This window comes from Streptomyces antarcticus, from assembly GCF_026627255.1.
Taxonomy (GTDB): Bacteria; Actinomycetota; Actinomycetes; order Streptomycetales; family Streptomycetaceae; genus Streptomyces; species Streptomyces antarcticus.
On record NZ_JAPNLM010000009.1, the window covers coordinates 176,148 to 199,993 of the forward strand.

The 23,846-nt window shown below is 72.6% G+C and carries 20 protein-coding genes and 1 pseudogene; 11 read left to right on the top strand and 10 right to left on the bottom strand.

Translation table 11 applies throughout. The features are described from left to right. The first annotated feature begins 545 nt into the window (after nucleotides 1-545). The 5 genes from OTB16_RS16325 to OTB16_RS16345 all read left to right on the top strand — a co-directional run bounded on the left by OTB16_RS16325 (nucleotide 546) and on the right by OTB16_RS16345 (nucleotide 5,471). Nucleotides 546-1,328, top strand: coding sequence for a TraR/DksA family transcriptional regulator (locus OTB16_RS16325; RefSeq protein WP_324290190.1), 783 nt, complete (start codon nucleotides 546-548; stop codon nucleotides 1,326-1,328). A gap of 199 nt (nucleotides 1,329-1,527) precedes the next feature. Then, nucleotides 1,528-2,070 carry a signal peptidase II gene (gene lspA, locus OTB16_RS16330; RefSeq protein ID WP_383905885.1) on the top strand — a complete coding sequence of 181 codons (543 nt, stop codon included), beginning with the start codon at nucleotides 1,528-1,530 and terminating at the stop codon, nucleotides 2,068-2,070. Nucleotides 2,071-2,131: 61 nt separating this feature from the next. Next, the gene (locus OTB16_RS16335; RefSeq protein ID WP_267720927.1) at nucleotides 2,132-3,073 is read left to right on the top strand and encodes an RluA family pseudouridine synthase; all 942 of its coding nucleotides are present in this window, start codon (nucleotides 2,132-2,134) and stop codon (nucleotides 3,071-3,073) included. A 32-nt stretch (nucleotides 3,074-3,105) separates the two neighbouring features. Then, entirely contained in the window at nucleotides 3,106-3,576 is a 471-nt protein-coding gene (locus OTB16_RS16340) for a GNAT family N-acetyltransferase (protein WP_267720929.1), read from the top strand. Nucleotides 3,577-3,878: 302 nt separating this feature from the next. Next, nucleotides 3,879-5,471: a Na+/H+ antiporter gene (locus tag OTB16_RS16345; RefSeq protein WP_267720930.1), complete on the top strand. Its 1,593-nt coding sequence runs from the start codon at nucleotides 3,879-3,881 to the stop codon at nucleotides 5,469-5,471. A 47-nt stretch (nucleotides 5,472-5,518) separates the two neighbouring features. On the opposite strand, the pseudogene OTB16_RS16350 reads toward OTB16_RS16345, so the two are convergent. Then, nucleotides 5,519-6,109 (bottom strand): annotated as a pseudogene (locus OTB16_RS16350) (GDP-mannose 4,6-dehydratase); the annotation flags it as partial. A 61-nt stretch (nucleotides 6,110-6,170) separates the two neighbouring features. After that, the gene (locus OTB16_RS16355) at nucleotides 6,171-7,262 is read right to left on the bottom strand and encodes a mechanosensitive ion channel family protein (RefSeq protein WP_267721021.1); all 1,092 of its coding nucleotides are present in this window, start codon (nucleotides 7,260-7,262) and stop codon (nucleotides 6,171-6,173) included. 55 nt (nucleotides 7,263-7,317) lie between these two features. Here OTB16_RS16355 and OTB16_RS16360 point away from each other — a divergent pair, with 55 nt between their 5' ends. Then, nucleotides 7,318-7,887 (top strand): dienelactone hydrolase family protein, encoded by a 570-nt coding sequence (locus OTB16_RS16360; protein WP_267720931.1) that lies wholly within the window; start codon nucleotides 7,318-7,320, stop codon nucleotides 7,885-7,887. A gap of 114 nt (nucleotides 7,888-8,001) precedes the next feature. Here the strand turns inward: OTB16_RS16360 and OTB16_RS16365 are convergent, their stop codons facing one another. From OTB16_RS16365 to OTB16_RS16380, 4 genes are all read right to left on the bottom strand, one after another. Continuing rightward, nucleotides 8,002-9,675 (bottom strand): alkaline phosphatase D family protein, encoded by a 1,674-nt coding sequence (locus tag OTB16_RS16365; protein ID WP_267720932.1) that lies wholly within the window; start codon nucleotides 9,673-9,675, stop codon nucleotides 8,002-8,004. Nucleotides 9,676-9,771: 96 nt separating this feature from the next. Continuing rightward, a complete protein-coding gene (locus tag OTB16_RS16370) occupies nucleotides 9,772-10,566 on the bottom strand; it encodes a DsbA family protein (RefSeq protein WP_267720934.1) in 795 nt (264 codons plus the stop codon). 45 nt (nucleotides 10,567-10,611) lie between these two features. Beyond that, a complete protein-coding gene (locus OTB16_RS16375) occupies nucleotides 10,612-11,301 on the bottom strand; it encodes a hypothetical protein (protein ID WP_267720935.1) in 690 nt (229 codons plus the stop codon). A 59-nt stretch (nucleotides 11,302-11,360) separates the two neighbouring features. After that, nucleotides 11,361-12,686, bottom strand: a complete 1,326-nt coding sequence (locus OTB16_RS16380) for a DUF2252 domain-containing protein (protein ID WP_267721022.1) — start codon at nucleotides 12,684-12,686, stop codon at nucleotides 11,361-11,363. A gap of 182 nt (nucleotides 12,687-12,868) precedes the next feature. Here OTB16_RS16380 and dnaE point away from each other — a divergent pair, with 182 nt between their 5' ends. Then, nucleotides 12,869-16,411 carry a DNA polymerase III subunit alpha gene (gene dnaE / locus OTB16_RS16385; protein ID WP_267720936.1) on the top strand — a complete coding sequence of 1,181 codons (3,543 nt, stop codon included), beginning with the start codon at nucleotides 12,869-12,871 and terminating at the stop codon, nucleotides 16,409-16,411. Nucleotides 16,412-16,500: 89 nt separating this feature from the next. Here dnaE and OTB16_RS16390 read toward each other — a convergent pair whose 3' ends face one another. Continuing rightward, nucleotides 16,501-16,668: a hypothetical protein gene (locus OTB16_RS16390; RefSeq protein WP_267720937.1), complete on the bottom strand. Its 168-nt coding sequence runs from the start codon at nucleotides 16,666-16,668 to the stop codon at nucleotides 16,501-16,503. Between the two features lie 210 nt (nucleotides 16,669-16,878). Here OTB16_RS16390 and OTB16_RS16395 point away from each other — a divergent pair, with 210 nt between their 5' ends. From OTB16_RS16395 to OTB16_RS16410, 4 genes are read left to right on the top strand one after another with little or no spacing between them, the layout of a single operon-like run. Then, nucleotides 16,879-18,195 (top strand): NYN domain-containing protein, encoded by a 1,317-nt coding sequence (locus OTB16_RS16395; protein WP_267720939.1) that lies wholly within the window; start codon nucleotides 16,879-16,881, stop codon nucleotides 18,193-18,195. A 28-nt stretch (nucleotides 18,196-18,223) separates the two neighbouring features. Continuing rightward, nucleotides 18,224-19,273, top strand: a complete 1,050-nt coding sequence (locus OTB16_RS16400; RefSeq protein WP_420717711.1) for an ABC transporter ATP-binding protein — start codon at nucleotides 18,224-18,226, stop codon at nucleotides 19,271-19,273. Further along, the gene (locus OTB16_RS16405; protein WP_267720940.1) at nucleotides 19,270-20,079 is read left to right on the top strand and encodes an ABC transporter permease; all 810 of its coding nucleotides are present in this window, start codon (nucleotides 19,270-19,272) and stop codon (nucleotides 20,077-20,079) included. The genes OTB16_RS16400 and OTB16_RS16405 overlap by 4 nt, the downstream gene beginning before the upstream one ends. Nucleotides 20,080-20,113: 34 nt before the next feature. Further along, nucleotides 20,114-20,767 carry a hypothetical protein gene (locus tag OTB16_RS16410; RefSeq protein ID WP_383905868.1) on the top strand — a complete coding sequence of 218 codons (654 nt, stop codon included), beginning with the start codon at nucleotides 20,114-20,116 and terminating at the stop codon, nucleotides 20,765-20,767. An 84-nt stretch (nucleotides 20,768-20,851) separates the two neighbouring features. Here the strand turns inward: OTB16_RS16410 and ybaK are convergent, their stop codons facing one another. Genes ybaK through OTB16_RS16425 form a run of 3 tightly spaced genes read right to left on the bottom strand, consistent with a single transcriptional unit; the run spans nucleotide 20,852 to nucleotide 23,747 of the window. Then, nucleotides 20,852-21,346, bottom strand: coding sequence for a Cys-tRNA(Pro) deacylase (ybaK, locus tag OTB16_RS16415; RefSeq protein ID WP_267720942.1), 495 nt, complete (start codon nucleotides 21,344-21,346; stop codon nucleotides 20,852-20,854). Nucleotides 21,347-21,379: 33 nt separating this feature from the next. Next, entirely contained in the window at nucleotides 21,380-22,117 is a 738-nt protein-coding gene (locus OTB16_RS16420; protein ID WP_267720943.1) for an LON peptidase substrate-binding domain-containing protein, read from the bottom strand. A gap of 34 nt (nucleotides 22,118-22,151) precedes the next feature. Then, entirely contained in the window at nucleotides 22,152-23,747 is a 1,596-nt protein-coding gene (locus OTB16_RS16425) for an oxidoreductase (RefSeq protein WP_267720944.1), read from the bottom strand. Nucleotides 23,748-23,846 lie beyond the last annotated feature (99 nt).

Consider the following 23,846-nt stretch of genomic DNA (forward strand, 5'->3'; position numbering starts at 1 on the left):
TCCTTGGCCGCCGGACACGTCCGATGGCCCCCTCATTGGGGTGCGAAGCCGGTTCTACTCGCCGTACGCGGGCCCGGGGGTCGCGTACGCGCTTTCTTCCGGCGGCTCCGGGGTGATCCTTCACGTCGCGCTCGCCCCCGGGCTCTCACCGTCCCCGGGTCGCTCCTGGCTGCGTCCGACGCTACTCGTCCCCATCCATGCCTCTCGCTGGGGCCAGTGTACGGGCCGGGGGCGCGGTCGGCCTACCGGTCCCCGGGGGCGTGCGCGGCGGCCCGCCCTTCCGGCGCCCCGGGGGCGCCGGAAGGGGGCGCGGGGCGGGGGCGGCGCGGCGGGCCGGGGCGGGCGGCCGGGTGCCCGAACGGGCTGACGCGCCGGTACGGCATCCGGTGGGGCGCGAGGGGACGGATTACCGGGCTTCCGGATGGGCACAACGGTTTCAGGTCGGCCACGAGGGAAGCGTCTCCCGTTGCCGCGGGGCCGGAGTCGATTTATCGTTCCGGCATGATTCGCGAGCAATGATCACAGTATGTGAAGGGGCCGCGGCCATGGTGGCGAAGAAGACCGCCGGGAGTACAGCCAAGAGGGCCGCCGGGAAGGCTGCGGCGACCGAGGAAGCGGCTCCGGCCGGGAAGAAGACCGCTGCCCGGAAGTCCGCTGCCCGCAAGACCGCCGCCGCCACGAAGGCGACGACGGGAAAGACGACCGCCGCCGAGGCCCAGGCCGAGGGTGCGGGCGCCGCCGAGAAGACGGGTGCCGTCGAGAAGCGGAAGGTCACGGCCAAGGCGGCCGGGACCGAGGGGGCGGCGCATGCCGCGAAGAAGACGGGAGTCCGCAAAGTGGTTGCCAAGAAGAGCACCGGTACGGCGAGGAAGACGGCGGCGGCCGCCACCAGCGGGCTGCCCAAGACGCGCGTCACCGAGGTCACCGTGCCGGGCGAGCTCGCCGTACGGCCCGGCGAGGACCCGTGGACGCGCGGAGAGGTCGACGAGGCCCGCACCGGCCTGATGAGCGAGGTGCTGCGGCTGCGCGCCGAACTGGACGCCTCCGAGGCGGCCATCTCCGGCCTGATGCGGGACTCCGGCGACGGCGCGGGCGACGACCAGGCCGATACGGGCACCAAGAACATCACCCGGGAGTCCGAGCTGTCCCTCGCGGCGAACGCCACCTCGATGCTGGAGCAGACCGAGCGGGCTCTGGAGCGGCTGGAGGCGGGCACGTACGGCCTCTGCGAGAACTGCGGGCAGCCCATCGGCAAGGCCAGGATGCAGGCCTTCCCCCGGGCCACGCTGTGCGTGGACTGCAAGCAGAAGCAGGAGCGGCGGCACTAGGGCCGTCCCGGCCCCGTCCCGGCCCGTCCCGGAGCCGTCCGCGCGGCGGGGCGGGAGCGGGTCGAGGGGGCGCCTGGAGGGCGCACGGCGGGTGCCCTGACGTACTCTCGTGTTCGGTCAGGGTCCAGGAACCTGGCGGAGCTGTGTCGCAACCTGGTTCGAGCTAGTTCGAGGGACTCACGTGGCAGAGGCGGAGCGCATCATCGGTACGCCGGAGGTCGGGGACGACTCCCAGCCGGAGTCCGCCGGGCCCAGGGGGCATCGGCGGATCATGGCACTGCTCGTCGTGGCGGTGCTCGCCTACGTGCTTGACCTCGGCAGCAAACTGCTCGTCGTGGCGAAGCTGGAGCACCAGCCGCCGATCGAGATCATCGGCGACCTGCTGAAGTTCGAGGCCGTCCGCAACCCGGGCGCCGCCTTCGGCTTCGGCGAGGCCTTCACGATCATCTTCACCTGCATCGCGGCCAGTGTGATCGTCGTGATCATCCGGCTGGCCCGCAAGCTCTACAGCCTGCCGTGGGCGATCGCGCTCGGCCTGCTGCTGGGCGGCGCCCTGGGCAACCTGACCGACCGGATCTTCCGCTCGCCGGGCGTGTTCCGCGGCGCGGTCGTCGACTTCATCGCTCCGGCCCACTTCGCGGTCTTCAACCTCGCGGACTCGGCGATCGTGTGCGGCGGCATCCTGATCGTGCTGCTGTCGTTCAAGGGCCTGGACCCGGACGGCACCGTCCACAAGGACTGAAGGACCGATCGCGGGGCCGCTCGCGGGACGGCCCGTCTGCCGAGTCCTGCATACTCGACAGGTGAGTACGATTCCCGAGATCCGAACCCTGCCCGTTCCCGATGGCCTCGAGGGCGAGCGCGTCGACGCCGCCATCGCCCGTATGTTCGGTTTCTCCCGGACGAAGGCGGCCGAACTCGCGGCCGCGGGAAAGGTGTCGGTCGACGGCAGTGTCGTCGGGAAGTCCGAGCGTGTGCACGGTGGCGCCTGGCTCGAAGTCGAGATGCCCGCCCCGCCGCGGCCCGTCGAGGTGATCGCCGAGCCCGTCCCGGGCATGGAGATCGTCCATGATGACGACGACATCGTCGTCATCATGAAGCCGGTGGGCGTCGCCGCCCACCCGAGCCCCGGCTGGACCGGCACCACCGTCATCGGCGGCCTCGCCGCCGCCGGCTACCGCATCTCCACCTCCGGCGCCGCCGAGCGCCAGGGCATCGTGCACCGCCTCGACGTGGGCACGTCCGGCCTGATGGCCGTCGCGAAGTCGGAGCGCGCCTACACCTCGCTGAAGAACCAGTTCCGCGAGCGCGTCGTCGACAAGCGCTACCACGCGCTGGTCCAGGGCCACCCGGACCCGATGAGCGGCACCATCGACGCGCCGATCGGCCGCCACCCGAGCGCCGACTACAAGTGGGCCGTGACCCAGGAGGGCAAGCCCTCCGTCACCCACTACGACCTCATCGAGGCCTTCCGCGCCGCCTCGCTGCTGGACATCAAGCTGGAGACGGGGCGCACGCACCAGATCCGCGTGCACATGGCCGCGCACCGGCATCCCTGCGTCGGCGACCTGACCTACGGCGCCGACCCGACCGTCGCCAAGCGCCTCGGGCTCACCCGGCAGTGGCTGCACGCGGTCCGGCTCGGCTTCGAGCACCCGTCGGACGGGCAGTGGGTGGAGTTCGAAAGCACCTACCCGGCCGACCTGCGCAACGCGCTGGACGTGATCCGGGCGGAGAGCGAGTGACGGGTGGCGGCCGGGTGACGAGCGGCGGGCGGATGACCGCCTTCGCCGTCCGCGTCGCCGAGGGGGAGGCCGACATGGCGGCCTGCTTCGCGGTCCGGACCGAGGTGTTCGTGGTCGAGCAGGCCGTTCCGCCGTCGATCGAGTACGACGCGTACGACGCGGACGCGGTGCACGTACTGGCCGTGGACCCGGACGGGAAACCGCTGGGCACGGGACGGCTGCTGTACGGGGCCGCCGCGCTGGCCAAGACCGGGTCCGAGGGCGTCGGCTCGCTGGGCCGCCTCGCCGTGAGCGCGTCCGCGCGCGGGCTGGGCGTGGGCGTCGCGCTGGTCCGCGCGATCGAGGCGGAGGCGGCCGGGCGGGGCCTGACGGCCGTCGACCTGGGCGCGCAGACGCACGCGCTGGGCTTCTACGAGCGGCTCGGGTACGTGGCGTACGGGCCGGAGTTCCTGGACGCGGGCATCGCCCACCGCTCGATGCGGCGCCCCCTCGCGGGGAGCTGACCCGACCTCCTCCGGGCCGCTGCCCGAGCCCCCGCCCTTGCCCCATCCTGCCCCCGCCCGTCGTGCCGTGCCGCGCCGCTGCCGCGGGCTCCGCCCCGGACCCCCGCGCCTCAAACGCCGGCGGGCCTGGACGTGGCCGCTGCCGACCCGATGTGCCGGGCGCCGGCCGCACGGCCCGCAGGGGGATCGCAGCCTGGCCGGGGCTTGAGGCGCCGGGTCCGGGGCGGAGCCCGAGGGCCGACACGGGCCGGTGGAGGTGGGCGGCGGGCATGCCCGGCGCGGCGGACTGGCAGGGTGGGGGAGTGGATCAGCTTGCTCTGCTGTTCGTGCTGTTGCTCGGGGCCGTGGTCACCGTCCCGCTCGGGGACAGACTCGGACTGCCCTCGCCCGTTCTCATGACCATCGGCGGGGTGGCCCTCGCGCTGCTGCCGTCCGTGCCGAACGTCGACGTCCCGCCCGACTACATCCTGCCGCTGGTGCTGCCGCCGCTGCTGTACGCCTCGGTGCAGCGCACCTCCTGGCGCCAGTTCGCCGCCAACGTCCGGCCCATCCTGCTGCTGGCCGTGGCCCTGGTGTTCGTCACGACCGCCGCCGTCGCCGCCGTCGCGCACGCCGTCGTCCCCGGGCTGCCGATCGCCGCCGCCGTCGCGCTCGGCGCGCTCGTCGCACCGCCCGACCCGGTCGCCGCGACCGCCGTCGCCGGCTCGCTCGGGCTGCCCCGCCGCATGGTGTCGATCCTGGAGGGCGAGGGCCTCTTCAACGACGTCACCGCCATCGTGCTCTACCACGTCGCCATCGCCGCCGCCGTCAGCGGCAGCTTCTCGTGGCCCGACGCGCTCGGCGAGTTCGTGCTGTCCGCCGTCGTCGCCGTCGTCGTCGGCCTCGCCTTCGGCTGGATCACCAACCGGATGATGGGCAAACTCGGCGACGCCACACTGCAGATCGGACTGACGCTGCTGGTGCCGTTCGTCTCGTACGTGGTGGCGGAGGAGCTCCAGGGGTCGGGGGTGCTGGCGGTCCTGACGACGGCGCTGTTCCTGGCCGAGTACGCCTCCGACGCCGACGACGTACTGGGCCGGCTCGCCGGGCACACCTTCTGGGAAGTCGTCGACATGCTGGTCACCGGCGTGGCGTTCGGGCTGATCGGCCTGGAGCTCCACAACGTGTTCGGCACCGCGCAGGGGCGTGCCTGGGAGATGGCCGGCTGGGCGGGCGTCGTGATCGCCGTGGTGGTCGGCGTACGGCTGGTGTGGCTGCTGCCGGCCGGCTGGGTCGCGAAGAAGCTGCACAAGCGGCGCGACTACGACGAGGAGATCCCGGTGAGCTGGCGGGAGAGCGTCGTCATGTGGTGGGCCGGGATGCGGGGGGTGGCCTCGGTGGCGCTGGCCCTCGCCATCCCCTTCGAGACCGACGCCGGCGAACCGTTCCCCGGGCGGGACGAGATCGTCTTCATCGCCTTCGCGGTGATCATGGCGACGCTCGTGGTGCAGGGGCTCACCCTGCCGTGGCTGGTGCGGCGGCTGGGGGTGGCGGCCGACTCCGACGCGGACCGGGACGCCGAGCGGGCGCTGGCGATCCGCGCCGCCAAGGCAGCCAAGCGGCGGCTGAAGGAGATCCAGGAGGTGGAGGAGCTCCCGGAGGACCTGGTGGAGACGCTGTACCGGCGGGCGTACGACGTGGGGGCCCGCATCAGCCCCGACATGGTCGACGAGGAACGCCGCGAGGCGTACGCGCAGCGGGTGGAGCGGATCCGCGACGTCCAGCGGATCCAGCGCGAGATGATGTCCGCCGCCCGGCACGAGGTGCTGGCCGCGCGCAGCGAGGCCGGGTCCGACCCGGAGATCGTGGACCGGGTGCTGCGGCACCTGGACGTACGGAGCCTGCGGAACCCGTAGGGCGGAGCAGGCCGGGGCCCCACCCGCCCCGGGGCCCCGTCCGCCGGTCAGACCGCGTAACGGTCCGGGGCGAAGAGGGAGCCGTTCGCCGCGATCCACTGCGAGGTGCGGCGCAGGCCCTCCTCCAGGGAGGCCCGGGGCCGCCAGCCGGCCCACTCGCGGGCCCGGGAGTTGTCCGACAGCAGCCGCTGCACCTCACTGCCCGCCGGGCGCAGCCGGGACGGGTCCACGACCACCTTCGCGTCCCGGCCGGAAGCCGCGATCAGGGCCTCGGCCTGGGCGCCGACCGAGATCTCCTCGCCGGTGCCGAGGTTGACCACCTCGCCCAGCGCCCGGTCGCACTCCGCGACGGCGAGGAAGCCCTCGGCCGTGTCCGTCACGTACGTGAAGTCGCGGGTCGGGGTGAGCGAGCCGAGCCGGATCTCCCGGGAGCCCGCGTGCAGCTGGGACAGGATCGTCGGGATGACGGCGCGCGCCGACTGCCGGGGGCCGTAGGTGTTGAACGGCCGTACCACCGTCACCGGCAGCCCGAACGCGTGATGGAAGGAGAGCGCCGTCATGTCCGCGCCGATCTTCGACGCGGAGTACGGCGACTGGGGCTGCAGCGGGTGGCTCTCGGAGATCGGCGCGCGGGGAGCTGGTGGCGGAACCGGCCCCGGGCGCGGAAGGCGGCGCCGCCGCGTCCGGCCCGCCCGCGCCTCACGCGCCGGCGGCCCCCGGGGTTTCGGCGGCTCCGGCCTGGGCGCCGTGGATGCCCGGCGCGGCGGCCGCCTCGGACGTCGTGACGCGGGGCAGGGCGTACGGGTGGTGGGCGACCAGCCAGGTGAGCATCTCCTCGCGGACCGCGCACCGCACGGTCCACACGTCGTCGGCGTTCTTCGCCGTGACCACCGCGCGGATCTGCACCGTGTTCGGGGTGGTGTCCGTCACGGCCAGGCCGCTGCCGCGTCCGTCCCACTCGGGGATCTCCTTCAGGAGCTCCTGGAGCCGCTCCCGCATCAGGTCGACCGGCGCGCTGTGGTCCAGGTGCCAGAAGACGGTGCCGGTCATCTGGGCGCCGCCGCGCGACCAGTTCTCGTACGGCTTGCTCGTGAAGTACGAGACCGGCATCGTGATCCGGCGCTCGTCCCAGGTGCGGACGGTGAGGAAGGTCAGGGTGATCTCCTCGACCGTGCCCCACTCCTTGTCGACCACCACCGTGTCGCCGATGCGGACGGTGTCGCCGAAGGCGATCTGCAGGCCGGCGAAGAGGTTGCCCAGCGAGGACTGGGCGGCGATGCCCGCCACGATGCCGAGGACACCCGCGGACGCCAGCATCGAGGTGCCGACCGCCTTCATCGGCGGGAAGGTCAGCAGCATGGCCGCGAGGGCGACGACGACCACCACCGCCGTGACCACCCGCTGGATCAGGGTCACCTGGGTGCGCACGCGGCGGACCCGGGCGTCGTCCTGGGCCACCGAGGCGTAGCGGGCGTACGTGGAGTCGACCACGGCCGTCGCGATGCGCACGGCCAGCCAGGCCGCGGAGGCGATCGTCACCAGGGTGAGTATCCGCCCGATGTAGAACGCGTACTCCGGAAGGAGCCCCGCGGACCGGTACGACCCCCTGAGCAGCCCGGTGCACAGCACGACCTGGAACGGCACGCGGCAACGCCGCAGCAGCCCCCACAGGGGGGTCTCCGGGTGCCGTCGGTCGACGCGTCGCAGCAGCAGGTCGAGCAGCCACCCCGCGATCAGAGTGATCAGCAGGGAGCCGCCGATGACGATCAGCGGGCGTATCAAGGTCTCCATCTCCATGCCCTGAACGTAACCGGAAGCCGACCTCGGAAACTGGCACGATGGAGTCATGAACATCATGCTTTTCCATTCGACGTACGGGCTGCGGCCCGCGGTCCACGAGGCGGCCGACCGGCTGCGCGCGGCCGGGCACGAGGTCCAGGTGCCGGACCTCTTCGAGGGGCGCACCTTCGGGACCGTCGAGGCGGGCATGGCACACCAGGACGAGATCGGCCGCGACGAGCTGCTCAAGCGCGCGGTGCTGGCCTCCGCCCCCTTCTCCGACCGGGGCCTGGTCTACGCGGGGTTCTCCTTCGGCGGCTCGATCGCCCAGCACCTGGCCCTGGCTGACGAGAAGGCCCGCGGGCTGCTGCTCCTGCACGGCACGGCGGACCTGGAGGAGGGCGCCTCGGCCGACGAGCTGCCCGTACAGCTGCACATCGCCGACCCGGACCCCTTCGAGCCGCACGACTGGCTGACGGCCTGGTACCTGCGGATGCGGCGGGCGGGGGCGGACGTGGAGGTCCACAGCTACCCGGGCGCCGGGCACCTGTTCACCGACGCGGGCCTGGACGACTACGACGCCGAGGCCGCCGAGCAGGCCTGGAAGGCCGCGATCGGCTTCCTCGACACCCTGTAGGACGCGGACGCGGAGGCGGGCACGGACGCGGAGGCGGACGCGGAGGCGGACGCGGAGGCGGCGGGGCGCCCGACCCGCACCGGGCGCCCCGCCACACGGCCGGCCCGCGGCCGGTCAGCGCACCGGCTGGTGCACCCGCTCCACCGTCTGGGTCCCGTTCAGGGTCCGGTACGAGCGCGACCAGGCGGCCGAGGCGTCGGGGCGCCGCTTGTCGGAGACGACGTAGTAGTCCATCTGCGAACGCTCCGCCGTCACGTCGAGCACGCCGTAGCCGTGCGCGTCCATGTCGAGCCACTTCACGTGCCAGTTGGCGGCCTTGACCGCCGACTCGGCGACCAGCGAGGCGGTGTCCGCCGGAACGTGCAGGATGTCGTCCAGGTTGTCCGAGGTCACGGAGGTGACCACGAACTCGGTCGCGGCCGTTCCCGAGCCCGGGTAGGTCGCCATGTTCACCGGGACCTCGTTCGCCCACGCCATGTGGATGTCGCCGGTCAGGAAGACGGTGTTCCTGACGTTCCGTTCCTTCAGGTGGCCCAGCAGTTCCTTGCGGTCGTCCGTGTAGCCGTCCCACTGGTCCACGTTGACGGCGAGGCCGCCCTCGGGCAGGCCCAGCAGCTTGGCGAGCGGCTTCAGCAGGTGCGCGGGCAGCGAGCCGAAGGCCACCGGCGAGATCATCACGGAGGTGCCGACCAGCTTCCAGGTCGCGTCCGAGCCCGCCAGGCCCGCCTTGAGCCAGTCCAGCTGGGCCCGGCCCGTGAGGGTGCGTTCGGGGTCGTCCACCGAGCCGCTGCCGACCTTGACCTGCTGGGAGCGGAACGACCGCAGGTCGAGGAGGTGCAGGTCGGCGAGGGTGCCGAAGCGCAGCCGCCGGTAGACGGTGCCGGCGATGGAGGCGCGTACGGGCATCCACTCGAAGTACGCCTGCTTGGCGGCGGCCGCGCGGGCCGCCCACTCGCCCTCGGCGCCCGGGGTGTGGTTCTCCGCGCCGCCCGCCCAGGCGTCGTTGGCGAACTCGTGGTCGTCCCAGATCGCGACGACCGGGTGCGCCTGGTGCAGCGCCTGGAGATCGGGGTCGGTCTTGTACTTCCCGTGCCGGGTGCGGTAGTCGGCGAGCGAGACGATCTCGTGCCGCGGCTCGTGCGGACGGACGGTGTACCTGGCCTCCGGGTAGCCCCCCGAGGCGTACTCGTAGAGGTAGTCGCCCAGGTGCAGGACCGCGTCCAGGTCGGCGCGGGCGGCCAGGTGGCGGTAGGCGGAGAAGTAGCCGGACTCCCAGTTGGCGCAGGAGACCACGCCGAAGCGGACCCCGGCGGTCGTCGTCCCGGCGGCCGCGGTGGTCAGGGTGCGACCGGGCGGGGAGACGGCGGAGCCGGCGGAGAACCGGTACCAGTACGGGGTCTGCGGGCTCAGGCCGCGCACGTCCACCTTGACCGTGTGGTCGGAGGCGGCGCTCGCGGTGACGGCGCCGGAGGCGACGATCCGGGAGAAGGCCTTGTCCGCGGCCACCTCCCAGCCCACCCGCACGGCCGGGCCGAGTCCGGAGCCGGGCACCGCCTCGGCGGTGGGGGTGACGCGGGTCCACAGCAGGACCCCGTCGGGCAGCGGGTCGCCGGAGGCGACGCCGTGGAGGAACGCGGGCGCGCTCTGGGCGGCGTGGGCCGCGGAGGCGCCCAGCGAGGCGATCGGCGCGAGTGCGGCGGTGGCGGCCGCGGCCAGCACGACCGTGCGGCGGCGCGGAGCGGGTAAGCCCGTGGAAGAGGGCGCGGGGGAAGGGAGATGACTGGTCACGGATGATCATGTTACTGGCGGGTATGACCCTCCGTACATCCCCCGGAACGCAAAGGACGGGCGAACTCCAGGAGTCCGCCCGCCCTTTGGCCGGAATCAGCCCGCCAGGGCCTTGTCGATCGCCGCGGTGAACGCGTCGGCGGTCCCCGGGGTCTCGATCTTCTTGCCGTCCATCTTCAGCGTCGGGGTGCCCGTGACGCCGGACTTGCCGAACGCGTCGGACATCTTCAGCGCCCACCGGTCGTAGGTGCCGTCCTCGACGGCCTTCTTGAACTCGGCGTTGCCCTTGAGCGCCGGGACCGTGTCGGCGACCTTCAGCAGGTAGGCGTCCTTGGCGAAGCTGTCGACGGTCTCCTCGGGGTGCAGTTCCTTGGAGTAGAGCGCCGCCTTGTAGTCGAGGAAGGCCTCCGGGCTGACGTTCAGGGCCGCGCCCAGGGCGCTCAGCGCGTTCTTGGAGCCGTCACCCTTGACCGCGTTGTCGATGAACGTGGCGCCGAAGTACCGGAGCTTGTACTTGCCGGCGTCGACGTCCTTCTTGACCTGCTCGCCGACCGCCTGCTCGAACGAGGCGCAGGCCGGGCAGCGGGAGTCCTCGTACAGTTCCAGGGTCTTCTTCGCCTCGGGCTTGCCGACGACGACCGTGGTGCCGTCCTCGCCCTCGGTGTTCTTCGGCTTGATCAGGTCGGCCTTCGCGGCCTTGTCCCAGTAGCCGGGCTGGCCGGACTGGACGACCGCGTAGCCGATGACCCCGGCCAGGGCGAGGACGGCGAGGACCGCGGCGCCCACGGTCAGCTGGCGGCGCACCTTGTCCTTCTTCGCCTGGGCCTCGCGTTCGGCGCGGAGCCGCTCGCGGGCCGCCGCCTTGTTCGCATGGCTGTTGCGTGAACTCATGGTGATCTCCGTGGAATGCGACGTGATGGGGGTGTCGTACGTGCGTCAGGCGCTCGCGAGCGCACCGGGCACGGGCGGCCCCCGCCGTCCCACGGAGTGTGCGGGGAACCGGGTGAGGGCCCCCGCGCCCGGGAGCACCGAGCGCAGCACGCGCCGCGCGGCCGCCGGGGCCACCGCGACCGGGGCCACCGCCAGTAGCAGCGGCCGGAACGCGCAGACCGCCACCGCCCGCAGCAGCTGGGCCAGCGCCCGCTCGCCGCAGTGCAGCCACCCGGCGGCCACCAGGCCGACCGACACGTGCGCCGCGAGCAGCAGCCAGGGCGTCCACGGCCCGGGCGAGGCCAGCAGCGCCGCCGGATCGGCGACGGGCCCGGCCACCTCGGTCAGCGGCCCGCCCACCGGGGCGCCGCCGCACAGCGCGTCCAGGCCCATCGCGCGCAGCGGCCCGGAGACCGGTCCGCCCGCGGGGCCGTAGCAGAGGTGCTGTCCGGCGGTGAAGACGGTGTCGGCGGCCAGCTCCAGCGGTACGAGCAGCCCGGCGATGGGCCCGAAGGCCCGGCGCCGGCCGGCCAGCGCGTAGGCGATCACGAAGACGGCGGCGAAGGCCCCCGCCAGCAGCGGGGCCGGCAGCGGCACCCGGGACATCAGGACGTGCGAGCCCGCCGAGAGCAGCACGACGAGCGCGCTGAACAGCGCGGCCCGCAGCCCCCGGAGTCCTGCCCCTGATATGTCCATCGTCGCGAGTGTGCCACGTGAGCCTGTGGAGCCGGGCCCCCGGGCCCGGCTCCCCCGGCTCAGGGCATGAGCCGCCCGTTGCGGAAGAGGTCCACGAAGATCTGGTGGTCGGCGCGGGCCCGGGCGCCGTACGCGTGGGCGAACTCCACCAGCAGCTCCGCGAAGCCCTCCTCGTCGGCCGCGATGGCCGCGTCGATGGCCCGCTCGGTCGAGAACGGGACCAGGGAGTGGCCGCTCTCCGCCTCGTCGGCCGCCCCGTGCATGGTCGCCGTGGCCCGGCCGAGGTCCGCGACGACGGCGGAGATCTCCTCCGGGTCGTCCAGGTCCGACCAGTCCAGGTCCACCGCGTAGGGGGAGACCTCCGCCACCAGCTGCCCGGAGCCGTCCAGCTCCGTCCAGCCCAGCCACGGGTCGGCGTGCGCCTGCAGGGCCCGCTGGGAGATCACCGTACGGTGGCCCTCGTGGTGGAAGTAGTCGCGGACGGCCCGGTCGGTGATGTGACGGGAGACCGCCGGGGTCTGTGCCTGCTTGAGGTAGATCACGACGTCGTTCTCCAGGGCGTCGCTGTGCCCCTCCAGCAGGACGTTGTAGGAGGGCAGGCCGGCCGAGCCGATGCCGACGCCCCGGCGGCCCACCACGTCCTTGACCCGGTAGGAGTCGGGCCGGACCAGGGACTCGTCGGGCAGGGTCTCCAGGTAGCCGTCGAAGGCGTCCAGCACCTTGTAGCGCGTGGCCGCGTCCAGCTCGATGGTGCCCGGGCCGGGTGCGAAGCGGCGCTCGAAGTCCCGGATCTCCGTCATCGAGTCCAGCAGCGAGAAGCGGGTGCGCGCGCGGGCCGCGCGCAGGGCGCCCAGCAGCGGGCCGTCGGCGGTCTCCAGGGTGAAGGAGGGCACCTCCTCGTACTTGGCCCCGGCGGCCAGGCGGTGGACGCGCTCCCGGTAGGCGCCGGCGTACGTGCGCACCAGGTCGCCGATCTGCTCGTCGCTGAGCGCCTTGGTGTAGCCGATCAGCGCCACGGAGGCCGCGAACCGCTTCAGGTCCCAGGTGAACGGGCCGACGTACGCCTCGTCGAAGTCGTTGACGTTGAAGACCAGCCGGCCGTTGGAGTCCATGTACGTGCCGAAGTTCTCGGCGTGCAGGTCGCCGTGGATCCACACCCGGCCGGTGCGCTCGTCCACGTACGGGCCGCCCTGCCCGTCGCGCTCCAGGTCCGCGTAGAAGAGGCAGGCCGTACCGCGGTAGAAGGCGAAGGCCGAGGCCGCCATCTTCCGGAATTTGACCTGGAAGGCAGCCGGGTCGGCTGTGAGGAGCTCGCCGAACGCGGTGTCGAACACATCGAGTATCTGCTCGGCACGCTGTTCGTCGGTCGTCTCGGGAACCGCCATGGCGGATGCCTCCTGGTGGCGCGGGGTGGAGCGCGGGTGGAGCGCTGTGCTGACCATGCTGGGCAGGACCGGGGTCCTGGTTCTGCAACGGATGACCGTACCCGTCGGTGCCCGCGATCTGTCACCCGGGAGACGTAGGATTCGTAGCCGCCGCCCTCTCTCCCCTCCGGAGGATCCCCACCGTGACCAAGCAGCCGTTCACGCACCTGCACGTCCACACCCAGTACTCCCTGCTGGACGGTGCCGCGCGGCTGAAGGACATGTTCAACGCGTGCAACGAGATGGGCATGTCCCACATCGCGATGTCGGACCACGGCAACCTGCACGGGGCCTATGACTTCTTCCACACCGCGAAGAAGTCCGGCATCACGCCGATCATCGGCATCGAGGCGTACGTCGCCCCCGAGTCCCGCCGCAACAAGCGCCGCATCCAGTGGGGCCAGCCGCACCAGAAGCGCGACGACGTCTCCGGCTCCGGCGGCTACACCCACAAGACGATCTGGGCGGCGAACGCCACCGGCCTGAACAACCTCTTCCGGCTGTCCTCCGACGCGTACGCCGAGGGCTGGCTCACCAAGTGGCCGCGCATGGACAAGGAGACCATCGCCAAGTGGTCCGAGGGGCTCATCGCCTCCACCGGCTGCCCCTCCGGCGAGCTCCAGACCCGGCTGCGCCTCGGCCAGTTCGACGAGGCCCTCAAGGCCGCCTCCGAGTACCAGGACATCTTCGGCAAGGACCGGTACTTCCTGGAGCTGATGGACCACGGCATCGAGATCGAGCGCCGGGTCCGCGACGGGCTCCTGGAGATCGGCAAGAAGCTCGGCATCCCGCCGCTGGTGACGAACGACTCGCACTACACCTACGCCAGCGAGGCGGGCGCCCACGACGCCCTGCTCTGCATCCAGACCGGCAAGAACCTCTCCGACCCGGACCGCTTCCGCTTCGACGGCACCGGCTACTACCTGAAGTCCGCGGAGGAGATGTACGCCATCGACTCCTCGGACGCCTGGCAGGAGGGCTGCGCCAACACCCGCCTCGTCGCGGAGCAGGTCGACACCGAGGGCATGTTCCAGTTCCGGAACCTGATGCCGAAGTTCGACATCCCGGACGGCTACACCGAGGTCACCTGGTTCCGCGCGGAGACCATGCGCGGCATGGACCGCCGCTATCCGGGGGGCATCCCGGACGACCGGATGAAGCAGGCCGAGTACGAGATGGACACGATCATCTCGATGGGCTTCCCCGGCTACTTCCTCGTGGTCGCCGACTTCATCATGTGGGCCAAGAACCAGGGCATCGCGGTGGGCCCGGGCCGCGGCTCCGCGGCCGGCTCGATCGTCGCGTACGCCATGGGCATCACCGACCTCGACCCGATCACCCACGGCCTGATCTTCGAGCGCTTCCTGAACCCCGAGCGCGTCTCCATGCCCGATGTCGACATCGACTTCGACGAGCGCAGGCGCGTCGAGGTGATCCGGTACGTGACCGAGAAGTACGGCGCCGACAAGGTCGCCATGATCGGCACGTACGGCACGATCAAGGCCAAGAACGCGATCAAGGACTCCGCGCGCGTCCTGGGCTACCCGTACGCCATGGGCGACCGGCTCACCAAGGCCATGCCCGCCGACGTCCTCGGCAAGGGCATCCCGCTCTCCGGCATCCTCGACCCGGCGCACCCCCGCTACGGCGAGGCCGGCGAGATCCGCGGGATGTACGAGAACGAGCCGGACGTGAAGAAGGTCATCGACACCGCCCGCGGCGTGGAGGGCCTGGTCCGGCAGATGGGCGTGCACGCCGCCGGCGTGATCATGTCCAGCGAGACGATCACCGACCACGTGCCCGTCTGGGTGCGGCACTCCGACGGCGTCACCATCACCCAGTGGGACTACCCGAGCTGCGAGTCGCTCGGCCTGCTGAAGATGGACTTCCTCGGCCTGCGCAACCTCACGATCATGGACGACGCCGTCAAGATGGTGAAGGCCAACAAGGGGATCGACATCGATCTCCTCGGCCTCCCGCTCGACGACCCCAAGACCTTCGAACTGCTCGGCCGCGGCGACACCCTCGGCGTCTTCCAGTTCGACGGCGGGCCCATGCGCTCCCTGCTGCGCCTGATGAAGCCCGACAACTTCGAGGACATCTCCGCCGTCTCGGCCCTGTACCGGCCGGGCCCGATGGGCATGAACTCGCACACGAACTACGCCCTGCGCAAGAACAAGCAGCAGGAGATCACCCCGATCCACCCGGAGCTGGAGGGCCCGCTCGAAGAGGTCCTCGCCGTCACCTACGGCCTGATCGTCTACCAGGAGCAGGTCCAAAAGGCCGCCCAGATCATCGCCGGGTACTCGCTCGGCGAGGCCGACATCCTGCGCCGCGTGATGGGCAAGAAGAAGCCAGAGGAGCTGGCGAAGAACTTCGTCATCTTCGAGGGGGGCGCCAAGAAGAAGGGCTTCAGCGACCAGGCGATCAAGGCTCTCTGGGACGTCCTGGTCCCCTTCGCCGGCTACGCCTTCAACAAGGCCCACTCGGCCGCCTACGGACTCGTCTCCTACTGGACCGCCTACCTGAAGGCGAACTTCCCGGCCGAGTACATGGCCGGCCTGCTCACCTCGGTCAAGGACGACAAGGACAAGTCCGCGATCTACCTCAACGAGTGCCGGCGCATGGGAATCAAGGTCCTGCCGCCGAACGTGAACGAGTCCGAGCCGAACTTCGCCGCCCAGGGCGACGACGTGATCCTCTTCGGCCTCACCGCCGTCCGCAACGTCGGCACGAACGTCGTGGAATCGATCATCAAGAGCCGGAAGGCGAAGGGGAAGTACGCTTCCTTCCCCGACTTCCTGGACAAGGTCGAGGCCGTGGTCTGCAACAAGCGGACCGTCGAGTCGCTGATCAAGGCCGGTGCCTTCGACGAGATGGGCCACACCCGCAAGGGCCTCGTCGCCCACCACGAGCCGATGATCGACAACGTGGTGGCGGTCAAGCGCAAGGAGGCCGAGGGACAGTTCGACCTCTTCGGCGCGATGGGCGACGAGAGCGCGGGCGACGAGCCGGGCTTCGGCCTCGACGTCGTCTTCTCCGACGTCGAGTGGGAGAAGTCCTACCTGCTCGCCCAGGAGCGCGAGATGCTCGGCCTCTACGTCTCCGACCACCCGCTCTTCGGCCTGGAGCACGTGCTGTCCGACAAGACGGACGCCGGCATCTCCCAGCTGACCGGCGGCGAGCACTCCGACGGCGCGGTCGTCACCATCGGCGGCATCATCTCGGGCCTCCAGCGCAAGATGACCAAGCAGGGCAACGCCTGGGCCATCGCCACCGTCGAGGACCTGGCCGGCTCCATCGAGTGCATGTTCTTCCCCGCGACCTACCAGCTCGTCTCCACCCAGCTGGTCGAGGACACCGTCGTCTTCGTCAAGGGCCGCCTCGACAAGCGCGAGGACGTCCCCCGCCTGGTCGCGATGGAGATGATGGTCCCCGACATCTCCTCGGCCGGCACCAACGCGCCCGTCGTCCTGACCATCCCCACCGTCAAGGTCACGCCGCCGATGGTGACCCGGCTGGGCGAGATCCTGCGCCACCACCACGGCAACACCGAGGTGCGGATCAAGCTCCAGGGTCCGCGCTCGACCACGGTCCTGCGGCTCGACAAGCACCGGGTCAAGCCCGACCCGGCGCTGTTCGGCGACCTCAAGGTGCTGCTCGGACCGTCCTGCCTGGCCGGATAGGGACGCTCTCCCCAGTGACGGAAGGGCCCGCCCGGCGAAGCCGGGCGGGCCCTTCCGTCACTGGACGCGCGGGCGCGGGCCCGCGGGCGTCAGTTGTGGCCGAACTTCTTCTGCTTGCTCTTGTGGGCCATGTCCATCGGACTCGGCGCCTGGGACATCGACTCCGACGAGGACTCCGCCGAGCTCTTCGCCTGGTCCGGCGCGGAGGAGCGGGTCTGCTGCTTCGACGGCTGCTTCTGGTTCTTGTTCTTGGCCATGGTGGAGCCTCCGTGAGGGTCTAGGGGCCAGGACGCCTTCACACTCACACAACGCCAGAAACCGCGCATTTTGGATCATTACTGCGCGTAGTCGACGGCCCCTTCCTTGCCCCCCGTGAGATCCGCCACGCCGATGATCGAGTTCCGGCCGTCAACACCCTTGCGGTCGGGCAGACTCGGGGAATATCCAGAGGACCCCCACGGAAGAGGGTGGAACGCGTGGACCGCTGCGTCGTCCTGGTGGACGCCGGCTATCTGCTGGGCGCCGCCGCCAGCCTTCTCGCAGGGGAGCCCTCGCGCTCCCGCATCACCGTCGACCATGCCGCCCTCATCCAGGGCCTGCGCGAGCGGGCCGAGGCCGACACCGAGCAGCCGCTGCTGCGCATCTACTGGTTCGACGGCGCACCCGACCGGGTGCCGCAGCCCGAGCACCGCCGGCTGCGCGTCATGCCCCGCGTCACCGTCCGCCTCGGCGCCCTGACCCGGAGCGACGGACGCTGGGCCCAGAAGGGCGTCGACGCCGCCATGCACGCCGAGCTCACCGAGCTGGCCCGCAACCGCGCCTGCTCCGACGTCGTGCTGGTGACCGGCGACGGCGACCTGCTGCCCGGACTGATGTCCGCCAAGGAGCACGGGGTCGCCGTCCACCTGTGGGCCGTCCAGGCCGCCGACGGCGACTACAACCAGTCCGAGGACCTCGTCGCCGAGGCCGACGAGCGCCGCGTGCTGGACCGGGCCTGGATCACCCGCGCCGTACGGGCCAGGGACCTCACCGGGCTGTGTTCCCCGCCGCCCGCCCCGCGCCCCGACATCGCCGCCATCCTCTCGGCCCCGCTTCCCGAGGCGGCGCTCGCCGAGGCCGCCCGCAACGGCACCGCCGCCGGCGAGGAGCAGCGGCAGGACGGCGTACCGGTACCCGCGCCCGCCGCCGGGGGCAAGACCGTACCCACCCCCAAGGACCTCGCCGGCTCGCTGCGGGCCCCGGGCCAGCAGAGCGCCGGACCGGCCGGGGGCAACAGCGGTCAGCCCCCGGCCGGCAGCGCCTTGCGCTGGTCCTCCGACAAGGGCTGGATCGACCGCGCGGGACCGCTCGGCGAACCGGCCGAGACCGCCTCCCTCCCCACCCTCGCCCAGCTCACCAGCGCCGAGCAGCGCTGGGCGGACCGCGAGGAGGACATCACCACCGTCGGCGGCGACCCCTTCGAGGTCGGCCAGGTGTTCGCCCGGCGCTGGATGGAACGGCTCCCGGAGACCGTGCACCTCCAGAAACTCGCCACGATGTACCCGCGCATCCCGCACCGCATCGACGGGGAGCTGCTGCGCTACGCCGCCCGGTTCGGGCTGCTCGCACACAAGGACGACCAGATCGACGAGCACGACCGGTACGCCATCCGCGCCGGGTTCTGGCGGGAGATCGACGTCCGCGCGGCCGCCGAGCACGTGGCCGCCGTACCGGCCGCCCCGCCCGGAACCGGCCCCTCCGAGCCCGGAGCCGCGACGACCCCGTCGGCCCCGGCGGCCGAGTAGGGGCGGGAACCCCGTAGGCTGCTCCCTCGTGAGCACGGGCACAGCACAGGCGGAACCCCGCGGGAAGCGCGGCACGGCAGCAGCCGCGGAAGCGGCCTCCGACGTGGTCTGCGCGGTGCGTGACCTGGTCAAGACGTATCCGGCGGTGCGCGGTCGGCGCGGGGCTCCCGCCCTGCCCGAGACCCGCGCCACGGACGGCGTCTGTCTCGACGTGCGGCGCGGCGAGATCTTCGGCCTCCTCGGCCCCAACGGCGCCGGCAAGTCCACCCTGGTCCGCCAGCTCACCGGGCTGATGCGGCCGGACGCGGGAGCCGTGACCCTGCTCGGCCACGACCTCGTACGCCACCCCGGACGGGCGGCCCGGCTGCTCGCCTACCTGGGGCAGGAGTCCACCGCCCTGGACGAACTCACGGTGTCCCTGGCCGCCGAGACCACCGGGCGGCTGCGCGGGCTCGACGCCCGCTCGGCGCGGGCCGCGCGGGACTCCGTACTGGAGGAGCTGGGGCTGACCGAGATCGCCGGACGGCCGCTGAAGAAGCTCTCCGGCGGACAGCGGCGCCTGGCCTGCCTCGCCGCCGCGCTGGTGGGCGAGCGCCCCTTCCTGGTTCTCGACGAGCCCACCACGGGCATGGACCCGGTCGCCCGGCGGGCCGTCTGGTCGGCCGTGGACCGGCGGCGCGAGCGCCACGGCGCGACCGTCCTGCTCGTCACGCACAACGTCATCGAGGCCGAGACCGTCCTCGACCGGGTCGCCGTCATCGACCAGGGCAAGGTCATCGCCTGCGACACGCCGTCCGGGCTGAAGGCCAAGGTCTCCGGCGAGGTCCGGCTGGAGCTGGTGTGGCGCTCCGCCCCGCCGCTGGAGGTGCCGGAGGTCGCGGCGCTCGCCCCGCCGGCCGGCGCGTCCGCGCGCCGCTGGGTGCTGCGGCTCCCGCCGGAGGAGGCGCGGGCCGCGGTGGCCGCCGTCACCGGGGGGCCTGCCTTCGCGGCCCTCGACGACTTCACGCTGGCGACGCCGAGCCTGGAGGACGTCTACCTGGCCCTGGGCGGGCGGATGAAGGGTCTGGTCAAGTCGTGACTACCACTGCCGGGGACGCCGTGCGCGTCCCCGCCGGGGCCGTGTGCGCCCCCGCCGACCTGGCGCCGAAGGCACGGTTCTTCCCCGCGCTGGCCGCCGTGTACCGGGCGCAGCTGTCCCGGGCGCGGGTGGCGCGCATCCCGCTGCTGTTCGTGGCCACCTTCCAGTCCGTCGGCATCATGATCCTGATGCGGGGCGTGGTGGACGGCGGCTCGGAGGCACGGGCCGTCGTGGCCGGCTCCTCGGTGCTCGTCGTCGCCTTCGTCGCGCTGAACCTGCTCGCGCAGTATTTCGGGCAGCTGCGGGCCGGCGGCGGGCTCGACCACTACGCCACCCTGCCGGTGCCGCCCGCCTCGGTGGTGCTGGGCGCGGCCGCCGCGTACGCCTCGTTCACCCTGCCGGGCACCCTGGTCACCGCCGTCTTCGGATGCGTGCTCTTCGGGCTGCCGATGGGCGGGCTGTGGATCCTCGCCGCGGTGGTGCCGCTCGCCGGGGCCGCGCTCGCCGGGCTCGGGGCGGCCCTGGGGCTGCTCGCGCCGCGCCAGGAGCTGGCCACGCTGGCCGGGCAGCTCGGCATGTCCGCGGCGCTGCTGCTGGGGGTGCTGCCGCCGGAGCGGATGCCGGAGGTGATCGTGTGGGCGCGGGACCTGCTGCCGTCCACGTACGGGGTGGAGGCGTTCGCCCGTACCTTCGCGGCGGACCCCGACTGGGCCGTGGTCCTCCTCGACCTGGGCGTGTGCGCCGCCGTCGGCGTGCTGTCGCTGGCCCTCGCCACCTGGGCGTACCGCCGGGCGGCGGTCCGCTGAAGCCGGTGCCGGGCTTACCTGGCACGATGTGGGGGTGACCGAAGCCGTGACCCCGCCCTCCCCGTTCGACCCGCCGTCGCTCCCGCCCCGCAAGCCGGGTGGGGGCGACGCCGCCATCACCCCGGCGGACGTCCGGGACGGCGCCGCCGTCGCCCTCGCGGTCGGTGTGGCCGGAGTGCTCCTCGGACTGCTGTGGGCGTGGCTGGCGCCGCGGGCGCAGTACGTCTCCAACGGGGAAGCCGTGTTCCTGCGCAACACCGAGAGCGAGGCCCGGATCGGGGCGGACGGCACCTTCTTCCTGCTGGCCGCCGCTCTGGGCGTGCTGAGCGCCGTCGGCGTGTTCCTGTGGCGGCGGGCCGGCGGCGTGACGCTGGTGATCGGCCTGGCGGTCGGGTCCTGCTTCGCCGCGCTGGTGGGCTGGCGGCTCGGCCTGTGGCTGGGCCCGTCCGCGGACCTGGTCACCACCGCGCGGAAGGCCGGCAAGGGGGTCCCGTTCGACGCGCCGCTCCAGCTGCTGGCGCACGGGGCGCTGCTCGCGTGGCCGATGGCCGCGGTGCTCGTGCACCTCGGGCTGACGGCCCTGTGGTCCCCGCACGACCCGGAACCGGTGCCGGAGTGGGCCGCGGCCCAGTACCCGCCGCCCCACGTCCACGCGGACCCGGCCGCGCCGGAGCCCCCGCGGGGCTGAACCGCCCGGGGGTCCCGCGGTCAGGCTGCCCGGCGGTCAGGCTGCCCGGCGGTCAGGCTGCCCGGCGGTCAGGCTGTCCCGCGGTCAGACTCGGGCGATCGGGGCCAGGACGGCCCCCGTCAGAGCGGCCAGGTCCGCGGGGGACAGCTCGACCTCCAGGCCCCGGCGGCCCGCCGACACGCAGATCGTGGCGCGGTCCGAGGCGGAGGCGTCCAGTACCGTGCGCAGCCGCTTGCGCTGTCCCAGCGGCGAGATGCCGCCCCGGACGTACCCCGTCGTGCGCTCCGCCAGCGCCGGGTCGGCCATCGCCGCCCGCTTGCCGCCGACCGCCGTCGCCAGGGCCTTCAGGTCCAGGGAGCCCGACACCGGCACCACCGCCACCGTCAGGACCCCGTCCACGTCCGTGACCAGCGTCTTGAACACCTGGTCCGGTGACACGCCCATCGCCTCGGCGGCCTCCTCGCCGTACGAGGGGTGCGCCGGGTCGTGCTCGTACGCGTGGGTGGCGAAGGCGATCCCCGCCGCCGTCAGGGCCACGATCGCCGGGGTGCCCGCCGGCTGCGGCTTCTTCTTCGCCATCAGTTCTGGTCCGCCGTCAGTTCGGGCTCGTCGTCAGTTCGGGCTGGTCGGGGAACGGGTCAGGTCCACCGCCGGCAGCGACGGGAGGTGGCGGATCACCGCGGTCTCCGCGCGCAGCAGCTTCAGCTCCTCCGCCAGCCGCGTCGCCGTGTCCGGCGCCTGGAGCAGCCGCTGCTTGGCCGGGATGTCCAGCACCGCCGCCGCGGCCACCAGGTAGGAGACCACCGACGGCTCGTCGGGGAGCTCCGCGCCCGTCAGGGACCGCTCGCGGGCCCCGGCCAGGCGCTTCTGGTAGGCGCGGAAGGCCCGCAGGACCCCCTCGGCCAGGGCTCCGGCGCCCTCGCCCGCGTCCTCGGGGAGCTCTTCCAGCTCCGCCGTCAGGTAGGGGCCCGAGGAGTCCACGGACACCAGGCGGACCCGCGTCGTGCCGGTCGCCAGGACCTCGAAGCTGCCGTCCTCCCGCTCCCGGATCGTCGCCGCGTCCGCGATGCAGCCCACCCGGTGGAAGGCCTGGATCGGGTCCGCGCCGAAGCCGGCGGCCGGTCCCCGCTCGGGAAGGGCCGTCTGGTCGGGGAGGCCGGGCGCGGTCGGCGCCACCTCCCGGCCGTCGCGGATCGCGACGACCGCGAACCGGCGCGGCTCGGACTCGTCCGTCTTCAGCAGCTCGCTCATCATGGCGCGATAGCGCTCCTCGAAGATGTTCAGCGGGAGGACGAGTCCCGGGAACAGCACCGAGTTCAGCGGGAAGAGGGGCAGGCGAACGGTGGTCACGAGGCACAGGGTAATGGCCGCGGGCCCGGACCCGTCACCCCCGCCTCAGCAGGCGTGACGCGCCCGCGGCCACCGTGGTGGCCAGGATCCAGCCCAGGATGACGAGGGCCGCCGCGCCCCACTGCCAGCCGCCCTCGACCTTCCAGTGCCCCTGCTGGCCGAGATCGATCACCGGCAGCAGGAGGTCCAGCGCGTACAGGGCCGCGTTCCACTCGGGGTGCTCGTCCGCCTTGATCGGGGGCGGATCGTGCTGGGAGAACAGCAGCGCGCCCGCCGCCCACAGGACCACCATCCACAGCGCCGCCCGCCCCGGCCGGTACCCGTAGACCACCGTCCAGTCCTGGAGGTACCCCCAGGCCCGCGCCGCCGGCGGCAGGGTGGTCCGGCGGCGGCGCTGCTTGGTCAGCAGCACCTCGCGGGCGTCGGAGTCCTCGCCGCCGGCCCGCAGCACGGCGGCGAGCCGCTCGTACGGGTCCGGCGAATACTCAGGGGTGGCCGCCTCCACCCAGGCCAGACGCCGGGCGAGGGGGAAATGGCCGCGGGGGGCGAGGGTCTCGTACACGAAGCCCTCGATGGCGAGGCCGCCCGGACCCGGCCAGCTGGTGGAGGTGTCCACCAGCTTGACCACCTTGGCCCCCGACACCACGACCCGCCCGCGCTCCGGCCGCTCGCCGACGAAGCGGAACTCGGGGGTCTGTATCCGGCGCAGGGATATCTCCTGCTCGGCGGTCAGGAGGAAGCGGGAGCCGTAGAAGTCGATCGCGTCGCCGAAACGGCCGTCGTCCAGCCGCAGCCCGCCCCGGCACTCGAAACGCTGCTGGCGCCGCCCGTTCGGCGGCGTCAGGCCCAGCCCGTACGGGGGAGTGGAGGAGTTCGAGCCGGGGACGTGGTCCAGCGCGATCGAGGTCAGGTACAGGGTCCGCTCGACGGTCAGCTGCGGGGCGTTCAGCGCGAAGCGCCCGTACGGATTGCGCAGGCGGGCCCCGCGCAGGTTCATCGACACGCCGACCTTCGCCCCCCGCAGGCTCACCTCGCCGTACGTCTCCAGCATCTCGCCCTGGAAGTCCTGCGCGACCGACATGCCGTCGGCGACGACGGCCCGGCCCTTGTTGTCCCGCTGCACCACCGCCTGGCTGATCAGCAGGTCGGTGCCGATCTGCGCGTCGGTCAGCCGGATGCCCCGGGCCACCCGGCAGCGCGGCAGGTGCAGGTCGCCCTCGGTGTGCAGCCGCGCCGCCTCCAGCCGCGGGACCGCGCAGTTGACCAGCCGCACCGTGCCGAATCGGGCCTCCGAGAGCTGGACCTCACCGTCGAAACGGCAGGACTGGAGCTCCACGTACGGGGCCACGGCCCCGCCGGACAGGTCGAGCCGCCCGGTGATCCGTGCGCCGCGCAGCTTGAGCGAGGCCACCCGCCCCGGCACCGGAGGCGGCCCGTGGAGCAGCAGCAGAGCCACCACGTCGGCCCGGACGGCCCGCTCGGGCCCCCAGACCCGGTCGGCGTGCGGATCGTCTTGGTCGGCGGCCCGCGCGCTCAGGTCGCAGACCGCGCCCGTTCGAAACGCCTCCCACATCCGGAGCTCGGGACCGCTCAGATCCGCCGGTGCCTCGCCCGCGCGTGCCTCGGTCATGCGGCCCCCCTCCGCCCTGCCTGCGTGTAGGGGAACGCTAACGGGCGCCTGTGACACCCGGGGCGTGTATCAGCCAGTGATACAGGCGAACGATGCCGC

What these genes read in the sequence shown, in the direction of transcription:
- OTB16_RS16340 (WP_267720929.1), top strand. Translation starts at nt 3,106, where the DNA reads ATGACCGCCTTCGCCGTCCGCGTCGCCGAGGGGGAGGCCGACATGGCG.
- OTB16_RS16355 (WP_267721021.1), bottom strand. Translation starts at nt 7,262, where the DNA reads ATGGAGACCTTGATACGCCCGCTGATCGTCATCGGCGGCTCCCTGCTG.
- OTB16_RS16360 (WP_267720931.1), top strand. Translation starts at nt 7,318, where the DNA reads ATGAACATCATGCTTTTCCATTCGACGTACGGGCTGCGGCCCGCGGTC.
- OTB16_RS16380 (WP_267721022.1), bottom strand. Translation starts at nt 12,686, where the DNA reads ATGGCGGTTCCCGAGACGACCGACGAACAGCGTGCCGAGCAGATACTC.
- OTB16_RS16390 (WP_267720937.1), bottom strand. Translation starts at nt 16,668, where the DNA reads ATGGCCAAGAACAAGAACCAGAAGCAGCCGTCGAAGCAGCAGACCCGC.
- OTB16_RS16375 (WP_267720935.1), bottom strand. Translation starts at nt 11,301, where the DNA reads ATGGACATATCAGGGGCAGGACTCCGGGGGCTGCGGGCCGCGCTGTTC.
- OTB16_RS16425 (WP_267720944.1), bottom strand. Translation starts at nt 23,747, where the DNA reads ATGACCGAGGCACGCGCGGGCGAGGCACCGGCGGATCTGAGCGGTCCC.
- OTB16_RS16325 (WP_324290190.1), top strand. Translation starts at nt 546, where the DNA reads ATGGTGGCGAAGAAGACCGCCGGGAGTACAGCCAAGAGGGCCGCCGGG.
- ybaK (WP_267720942.1), bottom strand. Translation starts at nt 21,346, where the DNA reads ATGGCGAAGAAGAAGCCGCAGCCGGCGGGCACCCCGGCGATCGTGGCC.
- OTB16_RS16370 (WP_267720934.1), bottom strand. Translation starts at nt 10,566, where the DNA reads ATGAGTTCACGCAACAGCCATGCGAACAAGGCGGCGGCCCGCGAGCGG.